30 protein-coding genes are annotated in these 25,256 nt (G+C 36.5%); 8 read left to right on the top strand and 22 right to left on the bottom strand.

Going from position 1 to position 25,256, the window contains the following annotated elements; translation table 11 throughout:
• Nucleotides 1-26 precede the first annotated feature (26 nt).
• Complete coding sequence (gene sipW / locus MKX78_RS03385) at nt 27-566, bottom strand: signal peptidase I SipW (RefSeq protein WP_341049766.1); 540 nt, start codon at nt 564-566, stop codon at nt 27-29.
• A gap of 254 nt (nt 567-820) precedes the next feature.
• Between sipW and MKX78_RS03380 the strand changes: the two genes are divergently transcribed.
• Nucleotides 821-2,545 (top strand): M4 family metallopeptidase, encoded by a 1,725-nt coding sequence (locus tag MKX78_RS03380; protein ID WP_341049764.1) that lies wholly within the window; start codon nt 821-823, stop codon nt 2,543-2,545.
• A gap of 543 nt (nt 2,546-3,088) precedes the next feature.
• Nucleotides 3,089-3,811 (top strand): MerR family transcriptional regulator, encoded by a 723-nt coding sequence (locus MKX78_RS03375; RefSeq protein WP_340977784.1) that lies wholly within the window; start codon nt 3,089-3,091, stop codon nt 3,809-3,811.
• On the opposite strand, the gene MKX78_RS03370 is transcribed toward MKX78_RS03375, so the two are convergent.
• Complete coding sequence (locus tag MKX78_RS03370; RefSeq protein ID WP_095370634.1) at nt 3,803-5,821, bottom strand: HelD family protein; 2,019 nt, start codon at nt 5,819-5,821, stop codon at nt 3,803-3,805. The two genes, MKX78_RS03375 and MKX78_RS03370, sit on opposite strands and share 9 nt — an antisense overlap.
• Nucleotides 5,822-6,030: 209 nt before the next feature.
• Between MKX78_RS03370 and MKX78_RS03365 the strand changes: the two genes are divergently transcribed.
• Together MKX78_RS03365 and MKX78_RS03360 are read left to right on the top strand one after the other, a co-directional pair.
• On the top strand, nt 6,031-7,263 hold the full coding sequence (locus MKX78_RS03365; protein ID WP_340977782.1) for a helix-turn-helix domain-containing protein: 1,233 nt from the start codon (nt 6,031-6,033) through the stop codon (nt 7,261-7,263).
• A gap of 287 nt (nt 7,264-7,550) precedes the next feature.
• Nucleotides 7,551-8,762 carry an MFS transporter gene (locus MKX78_RS03360; RefSeq protein ID WP_341049760.1) on the top strand — a complete coding sequence of 404 codons (1,212 nt, stop codon included), beginning with the start codon at nt 7,551-7,553 and terminating at the stop codon, nt 8,760-8,762.
• Nucleotides 8,763-8,795: 33 nt separating this feature from the next.
• On the opposite strand, the gene MKX78_RS03355 is transcribed toward MKX78_RS03360, so the two are convergent.
• The 3 genes from MKX78_RS03355 to MKX78_RS03345 all read right to left on the bottom strand — a co-directional run bounded on the left by MKX78_RS03355 (nt 8,796) and on the right by MKX78_RS03345 (nt 11,078).
• Nucleotides 8,796-10,136: a DUF4179 domain-containing protein gene (locus MKX78_RS03355; protein WP_341049758.1), complete on the bottom strand. Its 1,341-nt coding sequence runs from the start codon at nt 10,134-10,136 to the stop codon at nt 8,796-8,798.
• Nucleotides 10,102-10,650, bottom strand: coding sequence for a sigma-70 family RNA polymerase sigma factor (locus MKX78_RS03350; RefSeq protein WP_341049757.1), 549 nt, complete (start codon nt 10,648-10,650; stop codon nt 10,102-10,104). The genes MKX78_RS03355 and MKX78_RS03350 overlap by 35 nt, the downstream gene beginning before the upstream one ends.
• 131 nt (nt 10,651-10,781) lie before the next feature.
• Nucleotides 10,782-11,078: a hypothetical protein gene (locus tag MKX78_RS03345; protein ID WP_341049755.1), complete on the bottom strand. Its 297-nt coding sequence runs from the start codon at nt 11,076-11,078 to the stop codon at nt 10,782-10,784.
• A gap of 119 nt (nt 11,079-11,197) precedes the next feature.
• On the opposite strand from MKX78_RS03345, the gene MKX78_RS03340 reads away from it, so the two are divergent.
• Entirely contained in the window at nt 11,198-11,791 is a 594-nt protein-coding gene (locus MKX78_RS03340; RefSeq protein ID WP_180317013.1) for a hypothetical protein, read from the top strand.
• 5 nt (nt 11,792-11,796) lie between these two features.
• On the opposite strand, the gene MKX78_RS03335 is transcribed toward MKX78_RS03340, so the two are convergent.
• The 4 genes from MKX78_RS03335 to MKX78_RS03320 all read right to left on the bottom strand — a co-directional run bounded on the left by MKX78_RS03335 (nt 11,797) and on the right by MKX78_RS03320 (nt 13,618).
• Entirely contained in the window at nt 11,797-12,111 is a 315-nt protein-coding gene (locus tag MKX78_RS03335) for a hypothetical protein (RefSeq protein ID WP_341049753.1), read from the bottom strand.
• Nucleotides 12,112-12,525 carry a hypothetical protein gene (locus MKX78_RS03330; RefSeq protein WP_307315196.1) on the bottom strand — a complete coding sequence of 138 codons (414 nt, stop codon included), beginning with the start codon at nt 12,523-12,525 and terminating at the stop codon, nt 12,112-12,114. It lies immediately after the preceding gene.
• A gap of 69 nt (nt 12,526-12,594) precedes the next feature.
• Nucleotides 12,595-13,050, bottom strand: coding sequence for a hypothetical protein (locus MKX78_RS03325; protein WP_307315198.1), 456 nt, complete (start codon nt 13,048-13,050; stop codon nt 12,595-12,597).
• Nucleotides 13,040-13,618, bottom strand: coding sequence for a histidine phosphatase family protein (locus MKX78_RS03320; RefSeq protein ID WP_095370641.1), 579 nt, complete (start codon nt 13,616-13,618; stop codon nt 13,040-13,042). Before MKX78_RS03320 ends, MKX78_RS03325 begins: the two co-directional genes overlap by 11 nt.
• 234 nt (nt 13,619-13,852) lie before the next feature.
• On the opposite strand from MKX78_RS03320, the gene MKX78_RS03315 reads away from it, so the two are divergent.
• Complete coding sequence (locus tag MKX78_RS03315; protein ID WP_307315205.1) at nt 13,853-15,046, top strand: MFS transporter; 1,194 nt, start codon at nt 13,853-13,855, stop codon at nt 15,044-15,046.
• Here MKX78_RS03315 and MKX78_RS03310 read toward each other — a convergent pair.
• A complete protein-coding gene (locus MKX78_RS03310) occupies nt 15,036-15,533 on the bottom strand; it encodes a GNAT family N-acetyltransferase (RefSeq protein WP_307315207.1) in 498 nt (165 codons plus the stop codon). The two genes, MKX78_RS03315 and MKX78_RS03310, sit on opposite strands and share 11 nt — an antisense overlap.
• Nucleotides 15,530-15,898, bottom strand: a complete 369-nt coding sequence (locus MKX78_RS03305) for a VOC family protein (RefSeq protein ID WP_095370644.1) — start codon at nt 15,896-15,898, stop codon at nt 15,530-15,532. Before MKX78_RS03305 ends, MKX78_RS03310 begins: the two co-directional genes overlap by 4 nt.
• A gap of 342 nt (nt 15,899-16,240) precedes the next feature.
• On the opposite strand from MKX78_RS03305, the gene MKX78_RS03300 reads away from it, so the two are divergent.
• Entirely contained in the window at nt 16,241-16,738 is a 498-nt protein-coding gene (locus MKX78_RS03300) for a hypothetical protein (protein WP_307315209.1), read from the top strand.
• Between the two features lie 415 nt (nt 16,739-17,153).
• On the opposite strand, the gene MKX78_RS03295 is transcribed toward MKX78_RS03300, so the two are convergent.
• The 11 genes from MKX78_RS03295 to MKX78_RS03245 form a co-directional block, all read right to left on the bottom strand.
• Entirely contained in the window at nt 17,154-17,759 is a 606-nt protein-coding gene (locus tag MKX78_RS03295; protein WP_341049749.1) for a uridine kinase, read from the bottom strand.
• A 10-nt stretch (nt 17,760-17,769) separates the two neighbouring features.
• Nucleotides 17,770-17,934 (bottom strand): hypothetical protein, encoded by a 165-nt coding sequence (locus tag MKX78_RS03290; RefSeq protein WP_157733803.1) that lies wholly within the window; start codon nt 17,932-17,934, stop codon nt 17,770-17,772.
• A gap of 6 nt (nt 17,935-17,940) precedes the next feature.
• A complete protein-coding gene (locus MKX78_RS03285; protein ID WP_328198874.1) occupies nt 17,941-18,483 on the bottom strand; it encodes a histidine phosphatase family protein in 543 nt (180 codons plus the stop codon).
• A gap of 4 nt (nt 18,484-18,487) precedes the next feature.
• Entirely contained in the window at nt 18,488-18,943 is a 456-nt protein-coding gene (locus MKX78_RS03280; protein ID WP_322910187.1) for a GNAT family N-acetyltransferase, read from the bottom strand.
• Entirely contained in the window at nt 18,940-19,482 is a 543-nt protein-coding gene (locus MKX78_RS03275) for a GNAT family N-acetyltransferase (RefSeq protein ID WP_095370650.1), read from the bottom strand. The genes MKX78_RS03280 and MKX78_RS03275 overlap by 4 nt, the downstream gene beginning before the upstream one ends.
• A 126-nt stretch (nt 19,483-19,608) precedes the next feature.
• On the bottom strand, nt 19,609-20,418 hold the full coding sequence (locus MKX78_RS03270; protein ID WP_095370651.1) for a glycerophosphodiester phosphodiesterase: 810 nt from the start codon (nt 20,416-20,418) through the stop codon (nt 19,609-19,611).
• A gap of 223 nt (nt 20,419-20,641) precedes the next feature.
• Nucleotides 20,642-21,424: a tyrosine-protein phosphatase gene (locus MKX78_RS03265; RefSeq protein ID WP_095370652.1), complete on the bottom strand. Its 783-nt coding sequence runs from the start codon at nt 21,422-21,424 to the stop codon at nt 20,642-20,644.
• A gap of 96 nt (nt 21,425-21,520) precedes the next feature.
• Nucleotides 21,521-22,450 carry a hypothetical protein gene (locus MKX78_RS03260; protein ID WP_341049744.1) on the bottom strand — a complete coding sequence of 310 codons (930 nt, stop codon included), beginning with the start codon at nt 22,448-22,450 and terminating at the stop codon, nt 21,521-21,523.
• 7 nt (nt 22,451-22,457) lie between these two features.
• Complete coding sequence (locus tag MKX78_RS03255; protein ID WP_095370654.1) at nt 22,458-23,525, bottom strand: hypothetical protein; 1,068 nt, start codon at nt 23,523-23,525, stop codon at nt 22,458-22,460.
• Nucleotides 23,522-23,983 carry a hypothetical protein gene (locus tag MKX78_RS03250; RefSeq protein WP_095370655.1) on the bottom strand — a complete coding sequence of 154 codons (462 nt, stop codon included), beginning with the start codon at nt 23,981-23,983 and terminating at the stop codon, nt 23,522-23,524. The genes MKX78_RS03255 and MKX78_RS03250 overlap by 4 nt, the downstream gene beginning before the upstream one ends.
• Nucleotides 23,980-24,525 carry an RNA polymerase sigma factor gene (locus tag MKX78_RS03245; RefSeq protein WP_095370656.1) on the bottom strand — a complete coding sequence of 182 codons (546 nt, stop codon included), beginning with the start codon at nt 24,523-24,525 and terminating at the stop codon, nt 23,980-23,982. Before MKX78_RS03245 ends, MKX78_RS03250 begins: the two co-directional genes overlap by 4 nt.
• Nucleotides 24,526-24,741: 216 nt before the next feature.
• On the opposite strand from MKX78_RS03245, the gene MKX78_RS03240 reads away from it, so the two are divergent.
• Nucleotides 24,742-25,176: a cell wall hydrolase gene (locus MKX78_RS03240; RefSeq protein WP_095370657.1), complete on the top strand. Its 435-nt coding sequence runs from the start codon at nt 24,742-24,744 to the stop codon at nt 25,174-25,176.
• The last annotated feature ends 80 nt before the right edge of the window (nt 25,177-25,256 follow it).

Below are 25,256 nucleotides of genomic sequence, written 5' to 3'. Positions count from 1 at the left end.
TTCACTTCCCTTAGTAGAGAAGAGAATTACTGCGTATATACCTCTTTTGGTTTTCTCTCCCCTGGTTGCACAAAGGCAGAGAAGAGTAAAATGATGCCTGGAATAATCATTAATAATGCGGCTCCTGCTTTTGTTTGTGCGGTATGCAGAACATAGCCCAGATAGGGGATAGTCACACCTGCATATTCCCCAACCACATGATGTGCTGGGACTTCCCATCTATCAACAGCGTCATTATTATCACCTTTAGTCTTATACGTAATTGTCCCATCTTTTAAAGATGTTTCTACTATTCTATGTGTGATAAGGATCTCATCAAGTTTGTAAGTAATAATATCTCCTTTTTGATAGGTTTGATTTTCTTCTGTTCTGTTAATCGCTATCACTGAACCTGTTTTAAATAATGGCTCCATTGATCCAGAAAGCACTGTTTTAACCTGGTATCCAAAGAGATTGGGTTCATTACCAGTGAATCGAGCAAAAAGCATGATAAATAATAAAACACAGATAAGCAGAAATAGTAGATTACCAATTAAGCGCAGTGTCCATTTTGCTAGACTTAACAATATGAATGACTCTCCTTTCATAAAACTTCATCGTTTTTCTCTGCTACCAATAATATAACTGAAATATCTGAAAAATAAATTGGGTTATTTTTATCTGTAATTAGACCTAACAAAGCGTGCGATTCCTATAGAAAATGATAGAGTTGAGAGTCCAAAGTCGCGTTTTATTAACCCAATCGCTTACATATTGACGCAGCATTAAGTTTTCAGAATAATTGTAATTGTTTACAGAAAATGAATATGAGGTGATTGTTTTGAAGAAGAAAAATTTTACTAAGAAAGTGATTTTACCCACTGCATTAGCCTTGTCCGTCACATTCACGGGGTTTTCTCCATTGTCCACATATGCAGCGATTCAAACAGAGACCAATGAAGTCATCTGGCAAGCACCGAAAGGATTAAATAAAGAGGAGGTTGTACAAGCTTATTTACAGGACCAATTAAAAGATCAGCCCCAACCTAAAGCACGTTCAAGTAAAAAGAATGTGAATCAATTTAAAATCATTGATGAACAGGTTGATAAACAAATAGGAACGACTCATATGAAAACCGTTGAACAAATTAACGGGGTCCCAGTTTACGGCTCAGGCCAAACAATTTCACTAGATGAGGACTTAAATGTTTATGCTTCTATCGGAGAAGTAAATAACGAGTTAGTGAAGGTAAATATAAATACAACACCTACTATTACTGAAGAAGAGGCTGAGTCTCAGGCGAAAGCTGCGATAGAAAATGAAATTGGTGCGATAAAAGATTATGATGGCATTGAAACAGATCTGATGGTATTTCCAAAAAATGATGAATACCATCTGACCTATTTAGTAAAAGCCTCTACTTCTATTCCTGAGCCTGGTTACTTCCATTATTTTATTGATGCGCATACGGGTGAAGTACAACATCACTTTAATGCTCTTCATTCTGCGGAGCCGGAAACAGAAACTGTCAGTGCTCGTGGATTAGACTTATTAGGAAAAATGCAAAATTTCAATGCGACAAAGAATATTGAAACGGGTAAAACCCATTTATATTCATTAGAAACTGTCAAAAATCGTTCAGTACCTATTCATACGTATGATGCACAAAGAATGGGTGAAACGCCTTTTATCCTTTTATCTGCCTTACTAGGATTTACAGGATTTGAAGTAGAGACAGCGTCTAACTTCTTCTACGATCCAGCAGCTATTTCTGCCCAACAAAACTCGATAAAGGTAAACAAATACTATCAAAACGTACATGATCGTAATAGCTTAGATAACGATGGTATGAAGATTATTAGCACCGTGCACATTGGTGAAAAGTGGAATAACGCAGCGTGGAACGGGAAACAAATGCTTTATGGAGACGGTGATGGTTCATACTTCAGTTCACTAGCAGGGGCACTTGATGTTGCAGGACATGAAATGACACATGGCGTGATAACAAATACAGCTAATTTAACGTATGAAGGTGAATCAGGCGCACTAAATGAATCCATTGCTGATATTTTCGGTGTGTTAGCAGAGAATCATTCCAAAGCCGAAGAAGATAAAAATTGGGTAATAGGTGAAGATGTATACACTCCTAATATCCCAGGCGATGGAGGGCTTCGCTCCCTAGAGAACCCGAAAGACAACTCACTTCACCCGAACTATGGGATGAAAGATAATGCATATCCTGACCATTATGATGATCGCTATTTAGGAGAGTTAGATAAAGGTGGCGTCCATATTAATAGTAGCATTAACAATAAAGCAGCCTACCTTATTGCAGAGGGTGGAGATCATTACGGTACGACAGTTAATGGAATAGGATCAGATAAATTAGGCAAAATTCTTTATAAAGCATTAACAGTCTATTTAGTGCCATCATCTAATTTTTCCGAGATGAGAGAAGCTATGGTGCAATCTGCACGTGATTTATATCCTGATAGAAATGGAGAACCTTCCGCTGAAACAGCTGCTGTAATGGCTGCTTACGATTCAATTGGAGTACTAGAATAATTATTGAATCTTGTAAGCTGAGTGGTAATCATAACGAACAAACACTATGAATAATAGTCTTTGTTCGTTTTTTTATGAAAATGGCTAGCGTTCAATCCGTTATGCCTTAGGGCCTTTTTAGGTTCCCACTCATATTTTTGGGTTTTTCTGATTTATGGACTAAACCTACGAACAGCTCACACAACCTCTTTGTCTGGATTTCATTTCCATATTCAGAAATTCAAATGACGTGCAAAACGCTTTTGCTCGGCTTTCATTTCGGTTTTTTCCTCTAAGTGACCAGTCTTTTTTCTGTCTTTTCTGCGTATACGTCTCTTGCAAACAGTTCGCTACAAGAATCCTCATCATTTATTATAGAATAATTAGGAGAAAATCAAGTTGTACCAATTAGAGTATGACATTGAAAGGCTAGAGATAGAAACCTTTTTCGGATATCTAGCTATTTTTATCATTTGCTTTAACCATGTTGATATGATAAACCTTAATTATTCGTGGGCTTTTTTTCATTACATTCTATCTTCAGTTAGTAAGGTGGCTTTTTTTATGAACACTAGTGAAATTGCTAAATTATCTAAGGTCCATCCAAATACAGTACGACTTTATGAAGAATGGCAGTTTATTTCGCCTGTACCAAGAAAACCAAATGGTTACAGAGTTTATTCTGAACTTCATCTTAAGCAAATGGAAATCTCTAGACTTGCTTTTAGACAAGAATTTATACAGAATAACCTTCGCAAAAAGGCAACAGAAATTGTTAGACTTAGTGGCCGCGAACAGTTCAAAGATAGCTTACGAGCAGCAGAATCCTATTTAACCTATTTGCAAACAGAATATGAGTTTGCTTTAAAAGCAATTGAGACGGTGAAAAATTTATTACAAAACAAATCGATTACAGGTGAAACTTACTCCCACAAGTCCGTTGCTTCTATGCTTCAGTTAACGGAAGAAACATTACGGAATTGGGAACGGAATCATTTGTATACTATTAAAAGAAATACGCAAAATCGAAGAATTTATACAGATCGTGATATTCAAAAATTACTCGTAATACGCGCGTTACGTAGCGCACATTTCTCGATTACTAGCATTGCACATTTATTTCAAGAAATGGAACAATCGAAAAAAAACACAGATATCCTGCAAATTTTACAAACGCCCACCTTTTCTTCGGATTTTTTCCATGTAACAGACGATTTAATGAATCAATTAAAGATAGCGATGGATGATCTGAAAACAATCATCGCTATCTTAACAGAACTACAATAATGGTGATGGTGCTTCTTTATCTACCAATACGGTTAATTCATGCATTGCTCTTGTTGAGGCTATATACATTAGCCCACGATCAAATTCGGTTCTATAATTGGTTTCATTCACAAAAGGTACGATAACAACATCAAATTCAAGACCTTTCGCATACTGAATCGTCGTTAAAACTAGACCTGTTTCAAACTTTCCCGTTTGGCCATCCAGTACTGTAAATGGTATGTTTAAACGTTCCTGCAAGATCTGTAAGTCTTTCTCCCCCTTACAGATAATGGCCGTAGTTCGATAATCATTCATCGCAATTTCATGAATCTGTTTCAGCATCTGTTCAAATGTTAAATACATACATTCTTTTGGTTCTTCCCCGTGTCTTGCAATTGGATGAATTTCCCCATTATGCATGAATTTTTTTGCATACAATGCAATTTCATATGATGACCGATAGCTGGTTGTTAATTCTACATATTCTAGATTATTAAACATGACTCCAAATGCCTCTTTTGATATCGTTTCATATGGTAAGATGGCCTGACTAAAATCACCAATGATTGTTCGCTTACACGTAAACACTTTAGAAAGTACAGCATATTGGATTGGTGTATAATCTTGCATTTCATCTAGTACAAAATGCTGTACGAGCTCATACTGCTTGATTCCTTTAAAATAAAACTGTACAAATAGATAAGGGTATACATCATTAAATTCAAAATGTTTTTTCGAAAACTTAAAAGAGTTTTGCCCCTGTGTTTCGATAAAAGATCGATAAATCTCTAACGGTGAAGAAAACAAGAGTCGTTTTTTCAGACGCTTTATGATTTCACTTTTATTCGGTATTTTCCCTTCTCTATCCCACTTAGATTTAAGCGCTTGAATGATATCATCTGCCATAAGTTCTAAACGTGTAACAATCGGCTCACTTCGATATTGAAGGAAGCGCCCTTGTAAATAATCAGCTTGTAGCACTACACCAGCAATGGAGATATTTTCGTTTTTAAGAAGCCTTGAGTCTAAGTTAAATAAAAAGGATTGAAGCTTTTGAACAAATGAATAATTCCCTTTCATTTTTGCACGTAAAGCCAGCTCCCCATTTGGATTCGATAGAATCTCTTTTGTTTCTCCCTCAAATGATCTAAAAGTTACACCAGCTGGTAATAACTTTTCAGTAAGCTCGTCCAATGTAAAGGAGCGAATTGGCTCTTCACCTAGCTCGGGTAAGACGGTAGAAATATAATCACCGAATACCTTGTTTGGCGACAAAATAAAAATACGTTCTGCTCGTAACGTATCACGGAATTTATATAAATAATAAGCTATGCGGTGCAAAGCAACAGCTGTTTTTCCAGAACCAGCAACTCCTTGAATGATGACATTATACGCTGATTCATTCCTTACTATTTTATTTTGTTCTCGTTGAATCGAAGTGACGATTGTTCTCATCTTATCATTTGTATGCTGATTTAATGTTTGCTGTAGAACTTGATCTTGTATTGTTAATGAGCTATCAAGCACATATTGGAGTTTAGAATTTTCTATTTTAATCTGACGTTTCTTAATAAGTTCTCCGTCAAACTGCTGATCCATCGCAATATAATAGGCCTCACCGATTTCAAATTCATAGTACATATTACAAATAGGGGCGCGCCAATCATAGATAATTTGTGTGCCTTCTTCATCGGCAAAACCGAAGCGCCCAATATAAAACGTCTCTGCCTCACTAGGATGGTCACCATGATATAAAAAATCAAATCGTCCGAAGTATGGGGATTCTATAAGCTTTCTTACTTGCTCACGTTCCATCACTCGTGCGAAACCATGTTTGTCTATCATACTTAAAGTTTGCTGGTAGTCATACACCTGGAATTTATCGAGTTCATTTTTATATTCAACCATATATTTTTGTAATTCCTTAAAATTGTGGTCTTGATCAATAATATTTGATGAAAGCTTTTTATAGGCCTTTGTTAATTCATTTATAGTTTTTTCAAGATAAATAATTTCGCTTGTCTCCATCACAAAATTCCCTCCTTTTCAAGTGTATCACCAACTATAACAAATAGATTCTCGCTGGTGTTTAAGTGGAGGGTTGTATTTTTATTTCGGTCTTAAGAAGAATAGCGAGAGAAATAATTACAGAATATTAAAAATAATATACCAATTCAATAAATCTATATTACAATTGTATACATTAATAATTAAATAGATCTAGGGGGTAAGTACCATTGTCAGTAGGCCATATTATTAAATTTTATAGAGAAAAAGAAGGTATGACTCAATCACAATTAGGTGACGGTATTTGTACCGCAACACATGTGAGTAAAATTGAGAATGGTAAAACAGATTATTCATTAGAAATTATTCAATTGTTTTCGCAAAAGTTACAAATTGATTTACAAAAAGAAAGTGAAAAGTTCGAGGAAATCGAAAAAACATTGCATTCTTTCAATGAAGCTTTGATTTTAAATAAGATTAAACAGGTAGAGTCTTACCGAAGAATTTTAAATAATATACCGTACTTACTATCTACTAAGTATGCCTATTTTTATCAACTGGTAATGCTACGATATTGGTTCGTAAAGGAGGAGAAGAAGGAGATCGATGCCCTCTTAGGTTCTTTAGACAAGGTAGAAGCATGGATGAATCCTTATGAAAAAAACTTTTTACTTCATATGAAAGGATGGCATCTCATCCGCTATTCTTCTAAAAAAGATGATCATTATGAAGCCATCGCTATTTTCAATAAAATCCAGATTGCCTATTACCCAAATGAGGAATTCTATTATCATTTAGCACTTGGTTATCAATATGTAGGCAGACAAGTAATGGCATACATGTATGCAGAAAAGGCATTAAAATACTTTAAAGAAATCAATAATTACGCTGATGCAATTAAGGCGGAGTCCTTGTTGTTATTACACATATCTGAAGATCCTTATGTCGATGTGAAACCTATGTATAACCGATTAATTTATGCGTGCGAATTAATTAATGATAATGACAAAAAAGGGATGTTACTGAACAATCTTGGAAACACGCTTCTCAAAAGAAAAGAATATAATGAAGCTTATCAATACCTGAAGGAGTCTATACGCCTATGTAATAAAAAAGGTAAAGTCTACATTCATCGCCTTTTCAATTATATTCTCGTTGCAGTTGAAGGCCATTTAAGTAGTAAAAAAACCTTAAGAAAAAATATTATCGAAGGACAAAGAATAGCACTAGAACTAGAAGAAGAAGTCTTTATACACCTTTTTAAATTATTGGAGTATAAATTAGAAGATGAACAAGACAAATACCAACTATACTTAGCAGAAAAGGCATTCCCATATTTCAAAGAACATCAACACTTTGCCTTAATGAAATCATCTTTGAAGGAACTAGTCGAGATGAATCAAATGAATTCTTCCCCTCAGTTAACAAGTGAATTATTAGAAGAAGCTGTTCAGCTTATATAATTTTCAACTGGCACTATAACTGTAAAAAGTTTCATCCCCTGGTATCCTTATCAAGCTGCACGACAAGCAAGAGATTGAAAGTTTTAATAAATAAAGGTAAATGAAGTATTTTAAACGAATACCTAAAAATATACAACACTTCTATTCCATATAGATAAATTTGTAGAAAGTGAGACCCCCATTATCTTTCTATTGTTCGAAAGGAGTTTGAAGCATTCTTGAATAATCCAATTTGATTTACCCCTAAAAATCCAACTATAGACGAACAAAACTTGGGGGAAATAATCATGTTTCGAAACAAAAATTTTGCTTTATTAGTATCCGGGCAGTCTCTTGCGAATATGGGGGATATTCTTTATATTACATCAATCATTAGTATGATATATCAATGGACAGGGTCAAGCTTTTATACAGCATTTGTTCCTTTTACGATAACATCAGCTATGTTTCTATCAAGTTTACTTTCACCGCTTGCGATGAATCGTTGGAACTTAAAATGGCTTCTCACCTTTTCACAAGTTGGGAAAACGATCATTATTATCCTACTCACCCTTCTTGTAACTGAAATGGTTGCTGTACCGTTTATCATTGTCTTTTTACTCATTGCTGGCATCGGGTTGCTCGATGGCTGTGCGAATCCGATCAGCCAAACACTGATTCCTCATTATGTTAATAGTGAGCAATTAGTGAAAGCAAATGGGTTTTTCGATACGATTACACAAATCATTCAAGCTGGCATGTGGTTCATCAGTAGTTTGTTGCTCATTCGTATTGGCAGCAACAGCTTATTGTGGGTAGTGATTGGTTTATTCTTCTTATCTAGTTGTTTCCTTTCTTTTTTAAACAACGTACAAAGCTCAAACGAAAAACAACCGTCTCCGTTTGTCGAAATGAAAGAAGGTTGGCACATCCTGTATCGAACACCGATATTGCGAAAAATGGCCTATATTGAAGGGCTTGATTCCATCGCTGCTACAGTATGGATCGCTGCTATTCTCTATGTATTTGTGAGTGAAAGGCTACAAGCCGACCATCAATGGTGGGGCTGGATAAATGGCACTTTTTTCCTTGGGCTCATTCTCGGCAGTCTTTATTGTATGAAGTATGCAAATGTAGTAGAAAACAAAATACGAAAGGTGTTTCTGTTAGGGGCCATCGCAGCGTTTTTTAGTACTTTCTTATTCGCTTTGAATACGATACCTGTGATTGCACTTATCCTTGCCTTCTCATTTGGTGCTTCTATGCAAATAAAAGGCATACCGCAACATACAATGATTCAAACGAGTGTGTCACTTACACAGTTATCAAAGGTCTACGCCGCGCTAGGCGCATTGGGCACAGGTATTTTCGCCCTTTCCTCTTTACTGATGGGATGGCTCGCTGAAACATTTAATGTTCAGCTTGTTTTTCTCTTTTCTGCCGCTTTAATGGCCATGATAAGTATTTTAATAAAAGTAAATCAACAGGTTTTTGTTAAAGGAAATGTGAAACAAACGTAAAAAAGAGGGGGCGGACATCCGCTCCCTTTTTCACTATTTTAGGGGTATCTTCATCTCATCAAGCTGTAGTGGGATATTCGCACTCAAGGAGCCTAAATTTACACGGATGATATAATCGTCTTCATCACCTTTTATTTCATAAGTGCTACGGAAACGAAGGGCTCCTTGATCGATTACTTCTGTTTTGTGCTTCATTGGTGCCTTATAAATATCCTTTCTCTCCTTCTCTACTATAGTAATATCGTTTTTAGCAAAATCTTTATAGAAGGTAAAATCACGACCGAATGTCTCTCCTTGATTTATTTGATAATCGAAAGTGACTTTCCCTTTATGAACTTCCAACTTATCAATTTCGACTGAAAAAGCCTGACGCTTTGATGCTATTTTAAATGGTAATTTGTGTTTTAATGATATAAATTGATCAGGTGTTGATAATCGGACAAAGGGTTGTAGAATTAAATCGTCTTCATTAAGCCGTTCTAGAATTATACTTCTCCCCTTCACTATAAAACGGCCATCAGCCACTCCCCTTTGTATACTATGATCAATAGATATTTCAATAGGTTTCCCACTATAATCGGATGCATTTAATTCTACAAAATCATGTTGCTCATCTTTTGGAAAAGTAGCTGTGTATTCAATAGTAGTAGAGGCCTTTCCCTTTATGACAGAGTCAATATGTAATTGCATATCCAACTTCTCATCTGTGACACTTTTGTTCACTTTCACTGTTTCATAAGGTAATTGTTTGATCGGCACATCAAATTTCCAGTTACCTTCTTGTTCACCAACGCTAAGAAAGGCCAAAGGAAAAGTAGTTTCTTTTGGGAGCTCTTTTTGGGGGTAGGGAAATTGAATATGACCAATATACCGTTCACCATCTTTCTTCATATGAACGAGTTCTTGACTTTCTGATATGTTCTCATCTCCGTCAAAAATTTCATATAATGCTTGAATCTGTTCCTCCCTGCTATCTATACCTGTGACCGAAAATACCGCTCCAACAATGGTTCCGTCATAATAAACTTCATTCATCTCGATACCAATACCGTGTTGTGTAGACGTTTCGTGTAATTCAGTTACCAACCCTTGAGATTGTAAGCTCCTACCAACCGAATCATTAAATGCGGCATAGACATTACCAATTAAGGGAATTTGGGCCATAGCCTGTGAAAAAGTAGGAGAAAGAAAACTAGTAAACAATAAAATAATAGCTGCGACTGATGATAATATAACGACACTTTTTATTCGGGGTTGAGATTTACGCTTTTTTTGTTGAGCACGATATTTACCTACTTTTATTGCCTGCTTGAGAGAATCCTGCGGTACTTCTATATCCTTATAAGCTTCTAGGTATTCTTTTTCCTTCATCATAATAATCCCCTCCTAACTTTTCCTTTAACTGTTCTTTCCCTCTACGTAAATACGTTTTAACTGTTCCCTCGGGTATTTTCATTACTTTTGAAATTTCATTTATTGTTAGGTCATGAAAATAAAAGAGAATAATAGCATGTTTTTGCTTTTCTTTTAACGTTCGAATAACATCTAGTAAATCTAGTAATGCCTCTGATGTTGGTTCGTGCTGCTGCTTAAAAATCTCATCAGTCGCTTGAATCCTCACTTCCTTGTTCCGCTTCTTTAATACACTGTAAGCACAATGGATCAAGATTCTCGTTAACCATGTGAGGAAATACTTCTCCTGTTTTAATTGTTCAATAGCAATGAAGGCCTTATAGGAAGCTTCTTGCACGACATCAAGGGCATCCTCTCTATTTTGCACATATAAGTAAGCAGTCCGGTACAGTTGGTCACTATGTATAAGCAACAACTCTTCTAAAGATTCCATATCTCCTTTTATTGCTCTTTTAATTAAGCTACGTTCATTCAACCTTTTTCCTCCTCTCTTTGCCTATTAGAGGAATACCTAGGTCAAAAAGTTTCAATAAAATGAGTACTTTTATAAAAAACAGGAAATAAAAACGGACAAAGCAAAAACATTGTCCGCATATCTCTATCAATTTAAACCATAACCGCATGAATAAACAAAGCAAAGACAACAAATAAATTAACAACCGCCAATATCCCAATGTATAAACCATTTACCGGAAAGAGTAATAAGTGAATCAAAATAAGTAAAAAACACTCCACTGCAAACAAGATAATAGTCAGCCCGACTCGATTGGCTAGCTTCTTTTCATTCCTTACTCTTCCCTCTTTATAACCAGCGATAAAACTGACACTACCCTTACGTTGAATTAATACACCAATGACCACTAAAATACTACAAAGGAATACAGCAAGAATGATCTCCACCAACCTATGTGACCTCCTACCTTCTATCTATTTTTTTAAAAAATGTATAGGAAAAAGTTTAATTCATGATAAATGAGCCTAAATAGAAACTATATATTTTTGCTAGGGAGTGTGCATATATCGTGTTTGACCTTTTTGATTGGCTTAGACTTTTATTATCTGCCATTATCATTTTGCCATTAACAACAATCGTTCGAGAGTTTGGGTATTACCTAGCAGCGACCATTTTAGGGAGTAAAGAAAAGAAACTAGTGATTGGAAGTGGGCCGGTATTATTTAAAATACCTACTATCGAAGTGAGAAGATACTTCTTTATGAATAGCTGGATGGAGTATGAAGAATTAAATCCGAGCGGGCGCTTTTGGCACGGGTTCATATATGCTTCTCCTATTTTAACGACAGGTGGTTGCGCGATTATTGCTAATTCGCTTGTATTAGAAGGGATCTTACCAAATAATATTTTCTGGCAAACATTTATCTTTTATTGCTTTTATTATGTATTTTTTGATATTGTCCCTGTTTATTTGCCAGATGGGCAACCTACTAACGGTCGGGCGATTTTTGACCTCATTTATTACGGTGAGCGCTCCGATTATTTAAGACAGAAAAATAGCCAAAGTAATGAGCAACGAGCTTACACCGATGAACAAGAAGAAACAATGGAGAATAGGGATCGAGATGAAAAAGAACATAGTGACCATACCCAGCCTAAATAATTTCTTTAAGCTAAGGCTGAATCTATCTCACTGTTTTCTTCACGTTTACTTAGTTGATGATAAAAAATATTAGTCGCCGGAAAATAAATCACAGCACCCATTACCAAAAATATAATGAGTTGGATAACCTTTTCTTCTTTCAATAAATGTTCTGTATGATAAACAAATTGTAATTGCTCGTTCAATGAAATGGGAGAGATAAATATCGATAAAATAAAACCTAAAATAACGAAAATACCATAAATATTTAAACCAAACCTTATTGTGATTTCTTTTTTACCATATACGATTACCTGCTGTTCCTGTGGTCTTGCGCCCATTTAACCTCCCCTTTCATTCATCATGATCAACACTAGAAAGAATATAAAAAAGCATATCGGTAAAAGAAAACTTAAAAGCGCTGTCTTCGTTTGATAGTTTTCCTGCTTCCTTTTTAACAAACGATCGATAACAAAAAACAACCATGCGGCAATTAAACTAATATGTAGGAGAACGAGTCCAAATATAGTATGGAAGAGAAAGGTAAGGAAGATAACTATCTTATTTTTCTTTTTAGCAAGTAAACTGGCAAGCCAATCACTAACGAGGGAAGTCGCTATTCCATAGATATAAATGACTGGAAGACTATACATCATAACAAGTCCAAGGAATTCTAATTCTATGAAATGAGGATTTAAGGTCAGTGGATAAAGCACGCTTGTAATGGAAGCCGCAATCAATTTTCGTCGAAACATATTGCCACCTCTCATTCGATTGGTCCCATTAATTATAACATAATTTTGAAAACTATATGAATTTTACCATTATGAACTTGCGATTCGATCAAGCTTTTTCAATCCTGATTGTTCAAACTCATTGGCTTCCGTCTTTAATCGGTTGATGTCATCCTGTTGATCTAATCCCGTTTCTAAAACTTCTTTCTCTAATTGATGTACCTCCGCCTTTAATGAGAAAGCTGTAGAGAGGTCGGCACTCGCCCCTTCAAATACGGATAACATACTTTCAGTTAGATTTTCAGGTGGCGGATACTGGCTGTATAAACTTGATAGCTTCGTTGCCTCTGTATATAAAATTTCTAGTTCCTTTAACATCTCTTCTGCTTGATTATCTTCCTTTGCTTCTTCATATGCCACTACATGAGTTTGATAGGAAGATTGTTTAGCTAACATTTCTTCCTTAAATTCTTCAAAAGCGTCTTCCTTTGTGCATCCGAAAAGTAAAACTATCATGAAAATGAACCGACTATATTTAAGCTTCAATTGTATCCCCCTTTGGCAAAATATAAGTACTACAGCTCCAATGCGTGTGATGAATCATTCCGTGCCACTGTCGTTTTTCTAACTCTTTAGCCATGAGGCGATTGAATATGCCATGTCCGACTAAACAAACCGATCCTTTTTCTCGCGCTTCATTAATGAGAAAATCAGCCGCGGCAATAGCTCTCTCTTTAGCTTCACGATAAGACTCGCACCTATGTTTGGCACCTAAAAACCATGCGATTCTTAAAAAGAGTGTCCAATGTTTTGGCTTTAACCTTATAAACTTACTTAAGTAAATATGAGGAAGCTCTGCCTCCCGAAAAAGAGCATGAGCTGCATAACTTTGATTAACAGCTAAATAATGAAGAGTCGCCGTCGCACGTAACAAATCACTCGTCAGCAATGTATGTGCTTTTTGAATCTTTTCGATTGTCAGTGCTGGATATTGTTCCATTGGTTCGACTCCGGATTCATCATAAGCTTCTACCCACGAACGATACTGCTGCCCATTTATTCGTTTATTCTCTTTATGAATGGAGGCACCATGTCTGATTAAGTTAATTTCCATCCTTATCACTTCTCTTCCTTTGCCTAACTTTACCTATGTCCACCTTCTCATAGGGGTCATTCGCATAGTTAAAGCCTCTCATTAAAAGTTAAATGATACATTCTCTTCTTAAAAATATTCTATTTAGTAAACACAAATTCCTTTTCTTTTTATTCGAAATATATTGAATAAATAATTCTAAAAATATAGAATATAGACAATCTACTTATCCATTATAAGGAAAGGAATCAATTCATGTTACATACGCGGTCATTTAAAATATTATGGTTAGGAAATTTAATCTCTGAATTTGGTGGGGCCATCGGGGGAATTATTAATGGCTTATTACTCTATGAGCTGACAGGTTCAAAGGAATGGATGGCAACCATGTGGCTCTGCTATTTCCTACCTTCACTCTTTATTCAAAGCTTGAGTGTCCCGTTTTTAAACAATATCAATAAAGAAAAAATGTTATTTGTCATCCAACTCTTCCGCTCAGCTGTCTATCTTTTACCTCTATTAGGAAGCATAGTAGGCATAAATAATATAACCATAGTATTGCTTGTCATTCTGCAATGTACAATCGGTATATTGCAACCAATCTATGCTAGTATCTCATTCGCGTTAATACCCATATATTGTGAAGATAACAAGCTTGTTTCAGCCAACAGTTCGCTCGATGCAACGATAAGGTTAATGAGCTTTATCGCACCAGGAATCGCTTCTTTTTTCTTACTCGTCTTCCCTCTACACTTTCTTTATCTACTCACAACATTGCTCTTTCTTCTCAGCGCTTTTGCAATACACCAATTGCCATACACAACAACAAGGTCATCAGTTAACAAAAATAAAAAAAGTTGGCTAACAGCCTTCGTAGCAGGCTATCAAACCTTCTTTTCTTATCCTCCTTTATGGAAGTTAACCCTTCTCTCTTCAGCGGTGCAGTTTGCTGTAGGAGCAACAATGGTGATAAAGATTCCATTTTTTCGTGAAGAATTAGGCGGCACTTCCTGGGAGTATGCCCTATTTGCCGCTGCTTTTCCACTTGGTTATGTACTAGGGACATTCTTGTTAGCGAAGTTACCTAAGAACAATGTAACGCTTTATCTCGGGTTGTTTGGGGGAGGGCTCTCTTTTATGCTATTGTCTCTCACACCATCCATAACCTTTGCATTGATTTCCGAGCTACTCGGCGGCTTACTATTCCCATTATTCAACGCACAGAGTGTAGCCATTTTCCAAAGAGCGGCTCCTAGGGATCAATTAGTAGAATTAAGTGCCATCCGCCTCCTCTTTTTAAGAATAACGATGCCTTTAGGGATTTTATTTGCCTCTTTGCCGATACCAACTAGGGACATCTACCTTTATATCGCTGGGCTCATCATCTTTTTAGCGATTGTTTCCTTCTTTAAGGGGGCTCGTGTTTCTAGCAAACACCTTACAGTTTAAGCTTTTTTTCTAATTTATAAATCACTTGCCTTGCTCCAAAACGATCAATATAACAATCAATAGTGAAACCAAGTTTTTCTAAAAGTTGACACGACCGCTTGTTAGCTACTTGTGTTTCAGCGACAACCTTTTGCTCCTTAAGAGTAAAAAAGGCATACATCAACACTTCATAAACGGTTTCACTTGCATACCCTTTCCCCCAGCAATGGGGGAAAAATTGATAAGAGACTTCTATATCCGCCTTACAATGGTGGGGGGTAAGAGCGATGAATCCTAAGTGATGATGTGTATACTTATCTGATACGATCCAATAAGACGATGATAAGTTCATCAACATATTCTCCATTTGCTCCTTTACTTGTTCAATTGTCCTTATCCCACCAAGATACTCCCGGACCTCGGCATTCCGATACAATTTCACCATTGTGGGAAGATGCTTCATAGAGAGCGGAGTTATTACACATCTTTCAGTCATCAACGGCATCATTTTCTAATCTCTTCAATCATTTCTACACGATTGCCGAACGGATCTCTAAATTCAAAGCGGTCAAAACCTGGAATAGGGACGCCCTCTATTAAACTAATGTTTTGCTGCGATAATACTTCCTTCCAAAAGGATAGATTATCTACTTCATAAGCGATATGTGCCTTTGTAGTCGTTCTGTCAAATCCATTCTCAGTGCCAACATGGACAGCACGGTCACCTACCTGTAACCAAAAACCACCTCTCCCTTTCAATGAAGCTGGTTTTTCAATCTCCTTTAATTGCAGAACTTCGCAATAAAACTGCTTGCCTTTTTCTTCTGCTCCTTTTGGAATCGTTAATTGTACATGATGAATCCCTATAATCATAGTTTACCTCCTTTATCATTCTTCTCCGAAAGAATAGCACCATTTAGGAAAGTCCAGTTTTTCTTCATAAAAACGATGAGCTGCTTTTCGTGACTAGGCTGATTCAAGACAAATATAGCCCGCTCCATGTTTCGCCAATTGCATTAGCTTTCCACCATTTCCTTTTGAACGAACAGTTGCATCCGTGACGTATTCTGACATATACACCTGCTTGCCTCAACCTGACCATTCACCAGTCGTATCCCTTCTTTTATTTAACTTTATATTTCTACTTTTAGAAGAATATTCCTTTCAGCTAACGACATAATAAAAAGAATCTTATTACAAAAGGAGCTGTTCAATATGCGTAAAAAAAGAAGAATGGTCATATTACTTTTCATTTTCATCTATATTGGCCTTGTATCAAATGTTAGTGCCCTTACCTTCGACACCTTACCCGTCGAGCAATCATCTCAACGTTGGTCCGTGGAAATAAGTGAGGGTGTGGACGATAATCCAAAACAGCAATCCAAGTTCGGTCATTATGATACACGGTCTTTGAAAGTTGAAAACATGGGAGAGAACAACCTCGTAACTGCTGAAATTTCAATGTACCGAAATGAACCAAAATCCACAACAAAGTATGCCCTACAAGGTTGTCCGGGAGCATTAGATTGCAAGCAAATTTCAGAAGATCAAAAGCATACGCTTGCGGCACAATTAAATAATAGCTCCCCATACAATTTCGCAAACTTTATCCTAGCTGAAAAAGCAACAGAACTTGAAGTTGAAATCACCTGGACAGAAAAAGGCAATGAAGGACGTCCACTGAAAGAAAGATTTGTTTTTTCTGAGGAATAAATGAGAAAGAAGGTTATTCTTTGCTGATAAAGAGTAACCTTCTTCAGTAGTAAATAGGTAGCTATATATATGGAAGCACCATTTGATACACCGCTATACTGAAACCTAGTATACTGGCTTTTAATTTCGAGGGATGATACTTCCTTGATGTTTTTAAATGAAGAAGAATAAAGATAAAACCGATTGGTATGAAAAGTTGAAAATATCCCTCTTCACTAGAACTTGTATAAATCGGTAGCACATAAGTACTGATTATAAAATAAAATAAAATTCTAATTTTTTCCGTTTCAAGTTTTTTTGCCCAACATACTAATAAAAAAATAATTACAATTATTGCAATGGTATATGGTATTGGAGGTAAAACAATCGACATCCCGTCTCCGAAAGGAAATTCCATTCTGCACCTTCTTGATTTTCAATTTTCTAACACCACTTGAGAAGATCCTTCAAGCGGTTTCTCCGTTGTCCAATAATAATCTTCCGCACGCCAATAACGCCGCTGATACTTAAGTAACAAATCCTTACTGCCATTATCTCTCTCCATAAGTCTGATTTGCCTGACATCTTTAGGAACATGCAAGAATATACTATAGTCAATAAATGGTCGCCACTCTTCTCTCTGAATAAACACACCTTCGATAAGAATAATGTCAAAAGAGTCAATGGAATACGATTGCATCATGGTCCGGTCTTTCCCCTCATCATAAAAAGGAAAAAAGGCTTTGCGCTCACATTCTTTCACTCTAGTAAAAAACTGATTACTTATCTCCTTTATGTCCCACTGTAAATAATAGTATTCAAACCATTCTTCATAGCCGGTACCATACCTCCTAGCTGCAGGTTCGATAGCATTGTCTAAATGAAAAAGCTTCACATTGTAATTGGGTGTTAAGTATTGCTGTAGCTTTTTCGCAAATGTGGTTTTTCCTGCTCCTCCAAAGCCGTCGATGGCTATGATGAAAGGGGCTGTCTTGTTCCTCTTCTCTAACTCTATTAAAATTTGTTTAAATATTGGTGTCATACATCTTCTCCTAACCACCCAAAAACCAAACAGCAATCGTCATAAATAACGAAAGCAGTGCCATTATCTTCATTTGTCTCGCTTCTCGTAATTCCTTCTTGATGACATACTCGAAATAAGTGAGCGTGCTATAAAAACAGAGAATTAAAAAAATAATCGCTAGTAGATGTGACAAAATGAATCACCTTACCCATATCCGCTCTACACTAAATCCACGGGGTTTTTCTCTTAATCTATAAACATCAGGATTCGATAATTCTTTCCATTCGTCAAACCCGAATGAAGCATGATACTGTTTTAGTAGTAAAGCAATAATATTTCCGTGGGCTACGATTATTGTACGCTCGGCCTCACTGCTTCGTATTTCCTCTACGACTTGAGAGATTCGGTCCATCGCTTGCCTGCTTGATTCACCACCAGCAAAATATAAATCTAGATCATCGAAAGTGGCCTTTAACTTATCTTGCCAATCATCTAAGCTTGTTGTACTCAGCACACGTTCGGATAAACGTTTATCCACTTCTACTGTAACGCCGATTTTTTCAGCTAACGGTTCGATCGTTTGTGTCGCACGTAAAAATGGACTAGAGAGGATACGATCAATTGGCATGTCTTGAAGGAATGCCTTTAACTCTTCTGCTTGTTGCTGACCCGTTGTGGTTAGTTCAGCATCAGGTGCTTGTCCTGTTGCTTGGCAATGTCTGACGATATAGATTTCTTTCACTTTATTAACCCCCGATTACTTTTGTCATCTTCACAATTTCTTGCGAATACCCAATATGTTCGTAAAATTGGACGGCACGTTGATTCTCGGAAAACACATCTAGAACGAGGACTTTGATTCCTCTTTCATGTGCCCAAGTTTCTGCAAAACGCATCAACTGCTTACCAACTCCTTTTCCCTCACCTTCAGCAGTGACCGCGATAGCAGATATATACGCTAGCTTTTCTTTTGAAAAATAATCCTCTTCTTCCTTACATTCAATATATCCTAAAAACACACCTTCTTCTTCTGCGACAAATATATTATCACTATTCTCATCAATGGAGGCCTGTGCCATTTCCAATTGTTTTTGCTGCATCTGCTCGGAATCACGGTGTTCTAGAAAGGAAATCTCACTCAAACGAGATGATAATTGCAAGATTCTTTGTTTATCTTGTTGATTGTACGACCTTATATTCATACTGTTCTCCTGTTCATATATTCCTCCTGTAATAGACCCATATGGATCATATCAAACCATTTGCCTTCTCTAAATAAACATTGCCTCACACGACCTTCTTCAATAAATCCTAATTTTTCGTAAACATGGTGTGCTCTCTTATTTAATGAAAAAACCCTCAATGAAAGGCGGTGAAGATTTAACTCCATAAAAGTATATTCTAAGAGGATTTGAACGGCGCTCGTACCAACACCTTTACCCCATTCATTTTTTTCACCAATATCGATAATGAGTTCAGCATTACGATTTTTCATGTCTATATTCACTAATGAGATGATGCCGATTGGACGTTGATGACTCTTCTCCTCAATGATATAGCATTTAGAATCCGTCGCCCCGAGAATGACTGTCTCAATGAACTCCTTTGTTTCTTCATATGTATATCTATCTAAATCTAAACTCGTAAAAGTCATCACATCTAAATCATTTCGCCATTTATGATAAATGGGTATATCATCCACAGTCATCTTTCTTAAATATAAATGTTCATTTGCAAGCATTCCTTATCACACCTTTCTTCCTTGACTTTGTTCAAGTATACCGTAACATTAAATATTTTTACTATAAATTACTTTTCTGGAAATCAAAAAAGACAAAGACGTTTGAGAACGCCCTTGCCCCACTATTTAATATACATAATCCGGATAATCAGTAATAATGCCATCCACTTTCATTTCTTTTAAGAATTGTGCTGCTTCAGGTGTACGAACAGTCCAAGACTGGATTTTCATTTTGTTTTTTCTCACCTTTTTGACGAGTTCTTCATTCACAAGACCGATACTCGGGTTAAAATAATCAGCATATTTCCGAAATGCTTTGAGCGCTTCATCACTAACATCGTTAGGAGAGGAAGTTAATACGCCAATAGGCATTCTTGGTAATAATTTATTTGCCAGTTTCATAGATTCGAAGTTAAAGGATTGGACAATCACTTCTTCTCTTTTCGGTTTATCCATCTTCCGTTTCTTTAATGCTTTCGTCATTTGCTTCTCGATACCAGGATATAACTCGGGTGCTTTCAGTTCAATGAGAATACCGATTTTTCCTTTATAACGATCGAGGACTTCATCGAAACTAGGAATTTTCTCTCCTGCAAATTCCTCACCTTTCCAGCTACCAGCATCTAGTTGTCTTAACTCCTTAAAATCGAGGTCACCTACTTTGCCAGTTCCATCAGTTGTGCGGTCGACTGTCGTATCATGTAAAATGACTAACTTGCCATCCTTACTTCTTTGCACATCAATCTCAATATAATCTGCACCCATCGCAACAGCTAAATCAAATGCTGCGATTGTATTTTCTGGTGCATAGCCCGAAGCTCCCCGATGCGCTACGTTCGCAATTTCTTTTTCTTTCCTACTTGCCTCAGCCTCACCAAAAGGCAAAGTCACAAAAATCACTGTCGCTAGTAAACAGAAAAGTAATACTTTCTTCAAATTCCCCAACTCCTTTATTTTATCTTTCGAATCAAATGATAAAGGAGGAACTTGAAGAGAATATAAAAAGGGTGTATAGAAGATATAATATTAAAGTAAAAATATTCAGTCTTATTTACTTATAATTTTTTACAAAGAGAGTAAGTAAAAATACATAGAACGGAGAAAATGAGAAGTCTTTCACCCCAAAAGGCATCTTCCCACCATTCTCCGTATCATCTAATCAATCCAATAACCTTCTTCTTAATTTCTCTATAACCTCGCTCTCAACTGAGCACTCCTTCATAAGATAGTCCTCGATTGTATCATATTTAGAAAATATGGCTTTATAGGCTTGTTCAAGATAAGCTTCTCGTACTTCAAGCACTGGTTGAATATCTGCTTCCTTCAAACGGAAAAGGCTAGCTATCTTTAGTGCTTTTGCGGTTTTCTTCATTCTGGGCGCAATCAATTCATTGGATTGGAGGTATTCTTTCATGACCATATCGTATGGAACATCCGCTGTTAATTGAATTAACGATGACATAAAACCTGTCCGGTCTTTACCTCCTGTACAATGAATAAGCAGTGGAGCGTGCTCCTTTTCAACTGTCAGATCAAAGATTTGTTTAATTTCCCTTTGACAACCGAACGCCATATGCTGATACATTTTAAGCATCAACTCTTCAAAGTTCATATGTCTCGCACCAGTTAGTAAAAATTTAAGCATCCCTTTTCGCGTCAATTCCCAACTAGGGTCTTGAATAGGAATTTTTACTACTGAGAGATTTTGTTCTTCATGAATTTTCGCTCGCTTTGATTCTCCTTCTGACACCGTTCTTAAGTCACAGATTGTTTTTATATTCAACTTTCGAAAAAGATTCATATCCGCTTCAGTCAAACGAGACAGTTCATCTGATCGGTAAAGCAGACCTGATTTCATTCTTAGTCCGTTGCTCGTAACAAGTCCTCCGATATCTCTGAAGTTATATACCCCTTCTAGTCGTTCCCATTCCATCGTCGTCATCAATTGTTCTCCTAACTACGCTTTTAATAATTCATTTTAACATCTTGAAGTTTAAGAAAACAAAAAAAACCGACTGTAAGCCGGCTTCTCCTCAAATCACTCTTTATCTTTTATTTGCAAGTAATCACTATTATTGATTGAAATAGTGTATTTACCATCGCCATACTTAAGCATGGCTTTCTCTACTCTCTGTTGTTCATCATATTCATCCTGTTTTTCTGTAAAAACGATATTATTTGGTTCTTTTTCAGAGTTAAGGTCACCAACATCTGATATAACAAGCTCGGCATTACTGTTTTTACTCATGTACACATTCACTGCAGAACTGTTATTCACGTCCCAATCTGCTGTTAGTTGACGAGGCTTCATCGTAATTTCGTTATAATTCCCGTCAATTTCTAGTGTCACATCTTGTGGAATCACGAGTGTCGGATCCAAAGTACTATAATTTTGAAACATTGCGATTGACTCACGTGGTAGTTCCTTAAAAGCAATGTATAAGGTATCTCCCTTTACAGTAGTTGTCATATAATCTTCAACATCCGTAATTAATGGTTTTTTCTCTAATTGGGTAGCAGTGTAGGTACCAAATACAGACAGTCCCTTTCCTGTCGATCCTTCCACACTTATGCCAGTTGAGCCTGAATCAACAACGACTCTTTTCACATCATTATTCATAGCAAAATCGAATGTTGGTAAATCACCTGTCCTATGTTCAAGGTCCATATTGGCACTCACTTTATCAACAATACCTGTCATACTAAGAAGTGCAATGGTAATACCAACTGTTCCTAACACACCCACAAAGAAAATGCTAAAGATATCATACTTTAAGTAAGGCTTTTCTTGTTTTGAGAAGAATAAAAATAGCAAGATTTCGCCGCCTAAAATAACAAAAATAATCGGCCACCATGAAATAAGTATACTCGAGACATCCAGCTTAAATATTTGTGAAAGAAGCAAATATACGCCTAAAAATAAAAGTGATGCCCCCATTGAAAAGGTTCCTACTCTCCATGTCCTCATTTTTTCTTCACCCCTTCTTCATTTTTTTCTTTTCTTTTGTTCCAGATAAGAGCTTTAACCCGCCACCAATTAAAACGATACATACAATAGCTGTTTGGAAATAGCGATTAAACCAGTACCAGACGTCAATATTCAACACTTCAATAATACTTGGTGCAAAAGCCGGCAATAAGACATTTGTTGTCATGTAATACAAACCAACTACAACCAACCCTATACCTAACCATTTTTGATGATTTTCAAAATAAGAAACAATCGGTACATCTTCTAACTCTTCTTCCCCATAGCGTGAGGATTTTTGTAAACCGTCGAAAAAACTATAAAACCATATAATTGGTATGAGAAACAGGAAAATCCCTAAACGCAGAACGTCCAAAATATAGATAGAGAAAAGAAAAGCAGCCATTAATTGAATCCCTCTTCGCTGTAGTCCTAAATACAAATGACCTGCTCCCGGGAAAATAGATAAGAAAGTAGCAAGTCCTTTACTTTTACGGCCCTCTTCTCTTCCTCTTTCTATATCTTCTAATAAAGTTCTGTCTACGAGCTCTTCCCCTTTTTGCTTTTTATTTAATTGTTGAATCGCATCAAAGAAACTGTATACCCAAATTACTGGGAATAGTAAAAGAAAGACCATAAACTCTCCACGATCAGTTAAAAAAGCGACAAACAAAACCATAATACAGAAACCAAGTGAAGCCGTTAGTAAGGTAATCCCTCTATTCATTAATCCTAAATGAAAATGTCCCACCCCTGGAATAAAAGATAAAAGAATAGTGCGGAACCGTTCATAGTCCAGTTCCTCTCCGACTTTAGAGGACGGGTCTTGTTTATTCTTTAGCAACTTTGAAGCCATAATAGCTGTATCGACGAGATTAATAATATAAAGAATGACACCAGCAAAGACAACAAGTATAATTTCGCCTCCTACCCCAACCGAAAGCATGAAAAATGTAAAGGCAATAAGGGCAAATTCGCCTATTAGATAGGCCAACCCGCGGAGGAATACGCCTAAATATAAAAGACCTCCTCCAGGGAAAAAACCTAATAAGAATGCCAATAAAGGGTTTTTCATTTTTTATCCTCCTCCTTCTTTGTATCCATCCAAGCAAATGTTTTATCCATAATTCCTTCTGTTATAGATGCTTTATCCTCTTTAAACTGTTTGCTCTCCACATCACCAGCATATTGTGTGAGCGTTTGGAAAAAGCCCGTTGACATAAGTATTAAAGTCATCGCTGCCGCTATCCCATAATGAAAAATTGTTTTTTTATAGAACGCTGTGGCTTTGCGAGAGAAATTTTCATTCTTTGTATCTTGTTTATTATTTTCATTTGGCAATTGGGCCATAATGTTGTCGGTAAAAGCTGTTCCATCTATAATATCTGGGAGTTCCTCTGCCTCAATTGCCGTCAGATAGACCTCCAAGCATTGATCACAGGTATAGAGGTGGTCCTCATAAAGAATTTTATCTTCACCATCTAATTCATTCTTCACATATTTCGTCCATTGTTCATAACTGTAATGTTTCATGAAAAATCGTCCTCCTTCCAATGCTTTTTCATCCATTGACGTGCTCGGTATAATTTTGTTTCGATGGTCTTCACCTGCACATTTTGCTCATCTGCCATTTGTTGATAGGTTTTTTCGTTTATATAAAAATCATAAATGACATGTCGATAGCCTTCTGGCAATTGATGGATACGTTGTCTTACTAACTCTACAGTTTCTTTCCTAAGGAACTTTGTTTCAATATTACCATGTGAAGATTCCCTTCTATCAAAATCAATCACATCCATTATGTCTTCACGCTGTCGTTCTTTTTTTCTTTTCATATCAATGGCGTGATTGACGGCGATTCGTTTCATCCATGTTTTAAAACCTTGATCCTCATATTGGGGGAGAGAGTGATAGATTTTCAAAAACACTTCTTGTGCGGCATCTTCAGCAGCATTCCGATCACGTAATACCGCAAACGTAACTTTAAAAAGTTCATTGCGATATTTTTCGACAAGTAATCGGAAAGCATGGTCGTTGCCATCTAATATTTTTTGGATAAGAACTTGGTCGCTAATGTCACTCTCCCCCTTTCCTTTTTAGCTTCCATCATAATAGACGTTACACAATCATCTTTCCCCTACACAAAAGATAAAAATATTTTCACTAGCTTTATTCAAGCAAAAATTAGCCTGCTTGACTATACTTATATTTTGCAAAATAATGGGTTCTAGACATTTTCAATCATGAATATCACTTTATCTTCATATTCTTAACTATGGGGTGAGAACAGCATGAGAGTAGCTTATACAAGTTCCGACGTAGATTTAATGGCAAGGATGATGAGAGCCGAAGCTGAGGGTGAAGGAAAGCAAGGAATGTTATACGTAGGCAATGTAATCGTTAATCGTGCAATCGCTGACTGTCTTGACTTTAAAGATGTTCGAACAATCGAGGATGTCATTTATCATGTGCAAGGTGGTAATTATTCATTCGAAGCCGTGCAGAAGGGGAACCTCTTTTACAACAGAGCAAGGAGCACAGAAAAAAGACTCGCCGAGAAAAATTTGAAATATTGGCGTGAACACCCTGCTAAATATGCACTCTGGTATTTCAATCCATATGCTCCCTGCCCGCCTACTTGGTATAATCAACCTTTTGCTGGCCAGTTTAAAAATCACTGCTATTATGAACCAATCGCTAACACATGTGACAGTGTTTATGTGTAAAAGAGAACAACAAAGAACATCCCAAAAAGGGGTGTTTTTTTGTTATTTGTTTAAGTTGGGGTGAATTATTTACAAAAGAA

Origin of the sequence: Cytobacillus sp. FSL R5-0569 (assembly GCF_038007265.1) — a bacterium.
Classification (GTDB): Bacteria; Bacillota; Bacilli; order Bacillales; family Cytobacillaceae; genus Cytobacillus; species Cytobacillus kochii.
The sequence above is the reverse complement of the archived record's forward strand: the minus strand, read 5'-3'. Positions and strand labels throughout refer to the sequence as shown.

Excerpts from the sequence above, each read along its gene's own strand:
- MKX78_RS03375 (WP_340977784.1), top strand. The coding sequence starts at position 3,089 with ATGAACACTAGTGAAATTGCTAAATTATCTAAGGTCCATCCAAATACA.
- MKX78_RS03370 (WP_095370634.1), bottom strand. The coding sequence starts at position 5,821 with ATGGAGACAAGCGAAATTATTTATCTTGAAAAAACTATAAATGAATTA.
- MKX78_RS03360 (WP_341049760.1), top strand. The coding sequence starts at position 7,551 with ATGTTTCGAAACAAAAATTTTGCTTTATTAGTATCCGGGCAGTCTCTT.
- MKX78_RS03355 (WP_341049758.1), bottom strand. The coding sequence starts at position 10,136 with ATGATGAAGGAAAAAGAATACCTAGAAGCTTATAAGGATATAGAAGTA.
- MKX78_RS03335 (WP_341049753.1), bottom strand. The coding sequence starts at position 12,111 with ATGGGCGCAAGACCACAGGAACAGCAGGTAATCGTATATGGTAAAAAA.
- MKX78_RS03330 (WP_307315196.1), bottom strand. The coding sequence starts at position 12,525 with ATGTTTCGACGAAAATTGATTGCGGCTTCCATTACAAGCGTGCTTTAT.
- MKX78_RS03320 (WP_095370641.1), bottom strand. The coding sequence starts at position 13,618 with ATGGAAATTAACTTAATCAGACATGGTGCCTCCATTCATAAAGAGAAT.
- MKX78_RS03315 (WP_307315205.1), top strand. The coding sequence starts at position 13,853 with ATGTTACATACGCGGTCATTTAAAATATTATGGTTAGGAAATTTAATC.
- MKX78_RS03310 (WP_307315207.1), bottom strand. The coding sequence starts at position 15,533 with ATGATGCCGTTGATGACTGAAAGATGTGTAATAACTCCGCTCTCTATG.
- MKX78_RS03305 (WP_095370644.1), bottom strand. The coding sequence starts at position 15,898 with ATGATTATAGGGATTCATCATGTACAATTAACGATTCCAAAAGGAGCA.
- MKX78_RS03300 (WP_307315209.1), top strand. The coding sequence starts at position 16,241 with ATGCGTAAAAAAAGAAGAATGGTCATATTACTTTTCATTTTCATCTAT.
- MKX78_RS03295 (WP_341049749.1), bottom strand. The coding sequence starts at position 17,759 with ATGACACCAATATTTAAACAAATTTTAATAGAGTTAGAGAAGAGGAAC.
- MKX78_RS03280 (WP_322910187.1), bottom strand. The coding sequence starts at position 18,943 with ATGAATATAAGGTCGTACAATCAACAAGATAAACAAAGAATCTTGCAA.
- MKX78_RS03275 (WP_095370650.1), bottom strand. The coding sequence starts at position 19,482 with ATGCTTGCAAATGAACATTTATATTTAAGAAAGATGACTGTGGATGAT.
- MKX78_RS03265 (WP_095370652.1), bottom strand. The coding sequence starts at position 21,424 with ATGACGACGATGGAATGGGAACGACTAGAAGGGGTATATAACTTCAGA.
- MKX78_RS03260 (WP_341049744.1), bottom strand. The coding sequence starts at position 22,450 with ATGAGGACATGGAGAGTAGGAACCTTTTCAATGGGGGCATCACTTTTA.
- MKX78_RS03255 (WP_095370654.1), bottom strand. The coding sequence starts at position 23,525 with ATGAAAAACCCTTTATTGGCATTCTTATTAGGTTTTTTCCCTGGAGGA.
- MKX78_RS03250 (WP_095370655.1), bottom strand. The coding sequence starts at position 23,983 with ATGAAACATTACAGTTATGAACAATGGACGAAATATGTGAAGAATGAA.
- MKX78_RS03240 (WP_095370657.1), top strand. The coding sequence starts at position 24,742 with ATGAGAGTAGCTTATACAAGTTCCGACGTAGATTTAATGGCAAGGATG.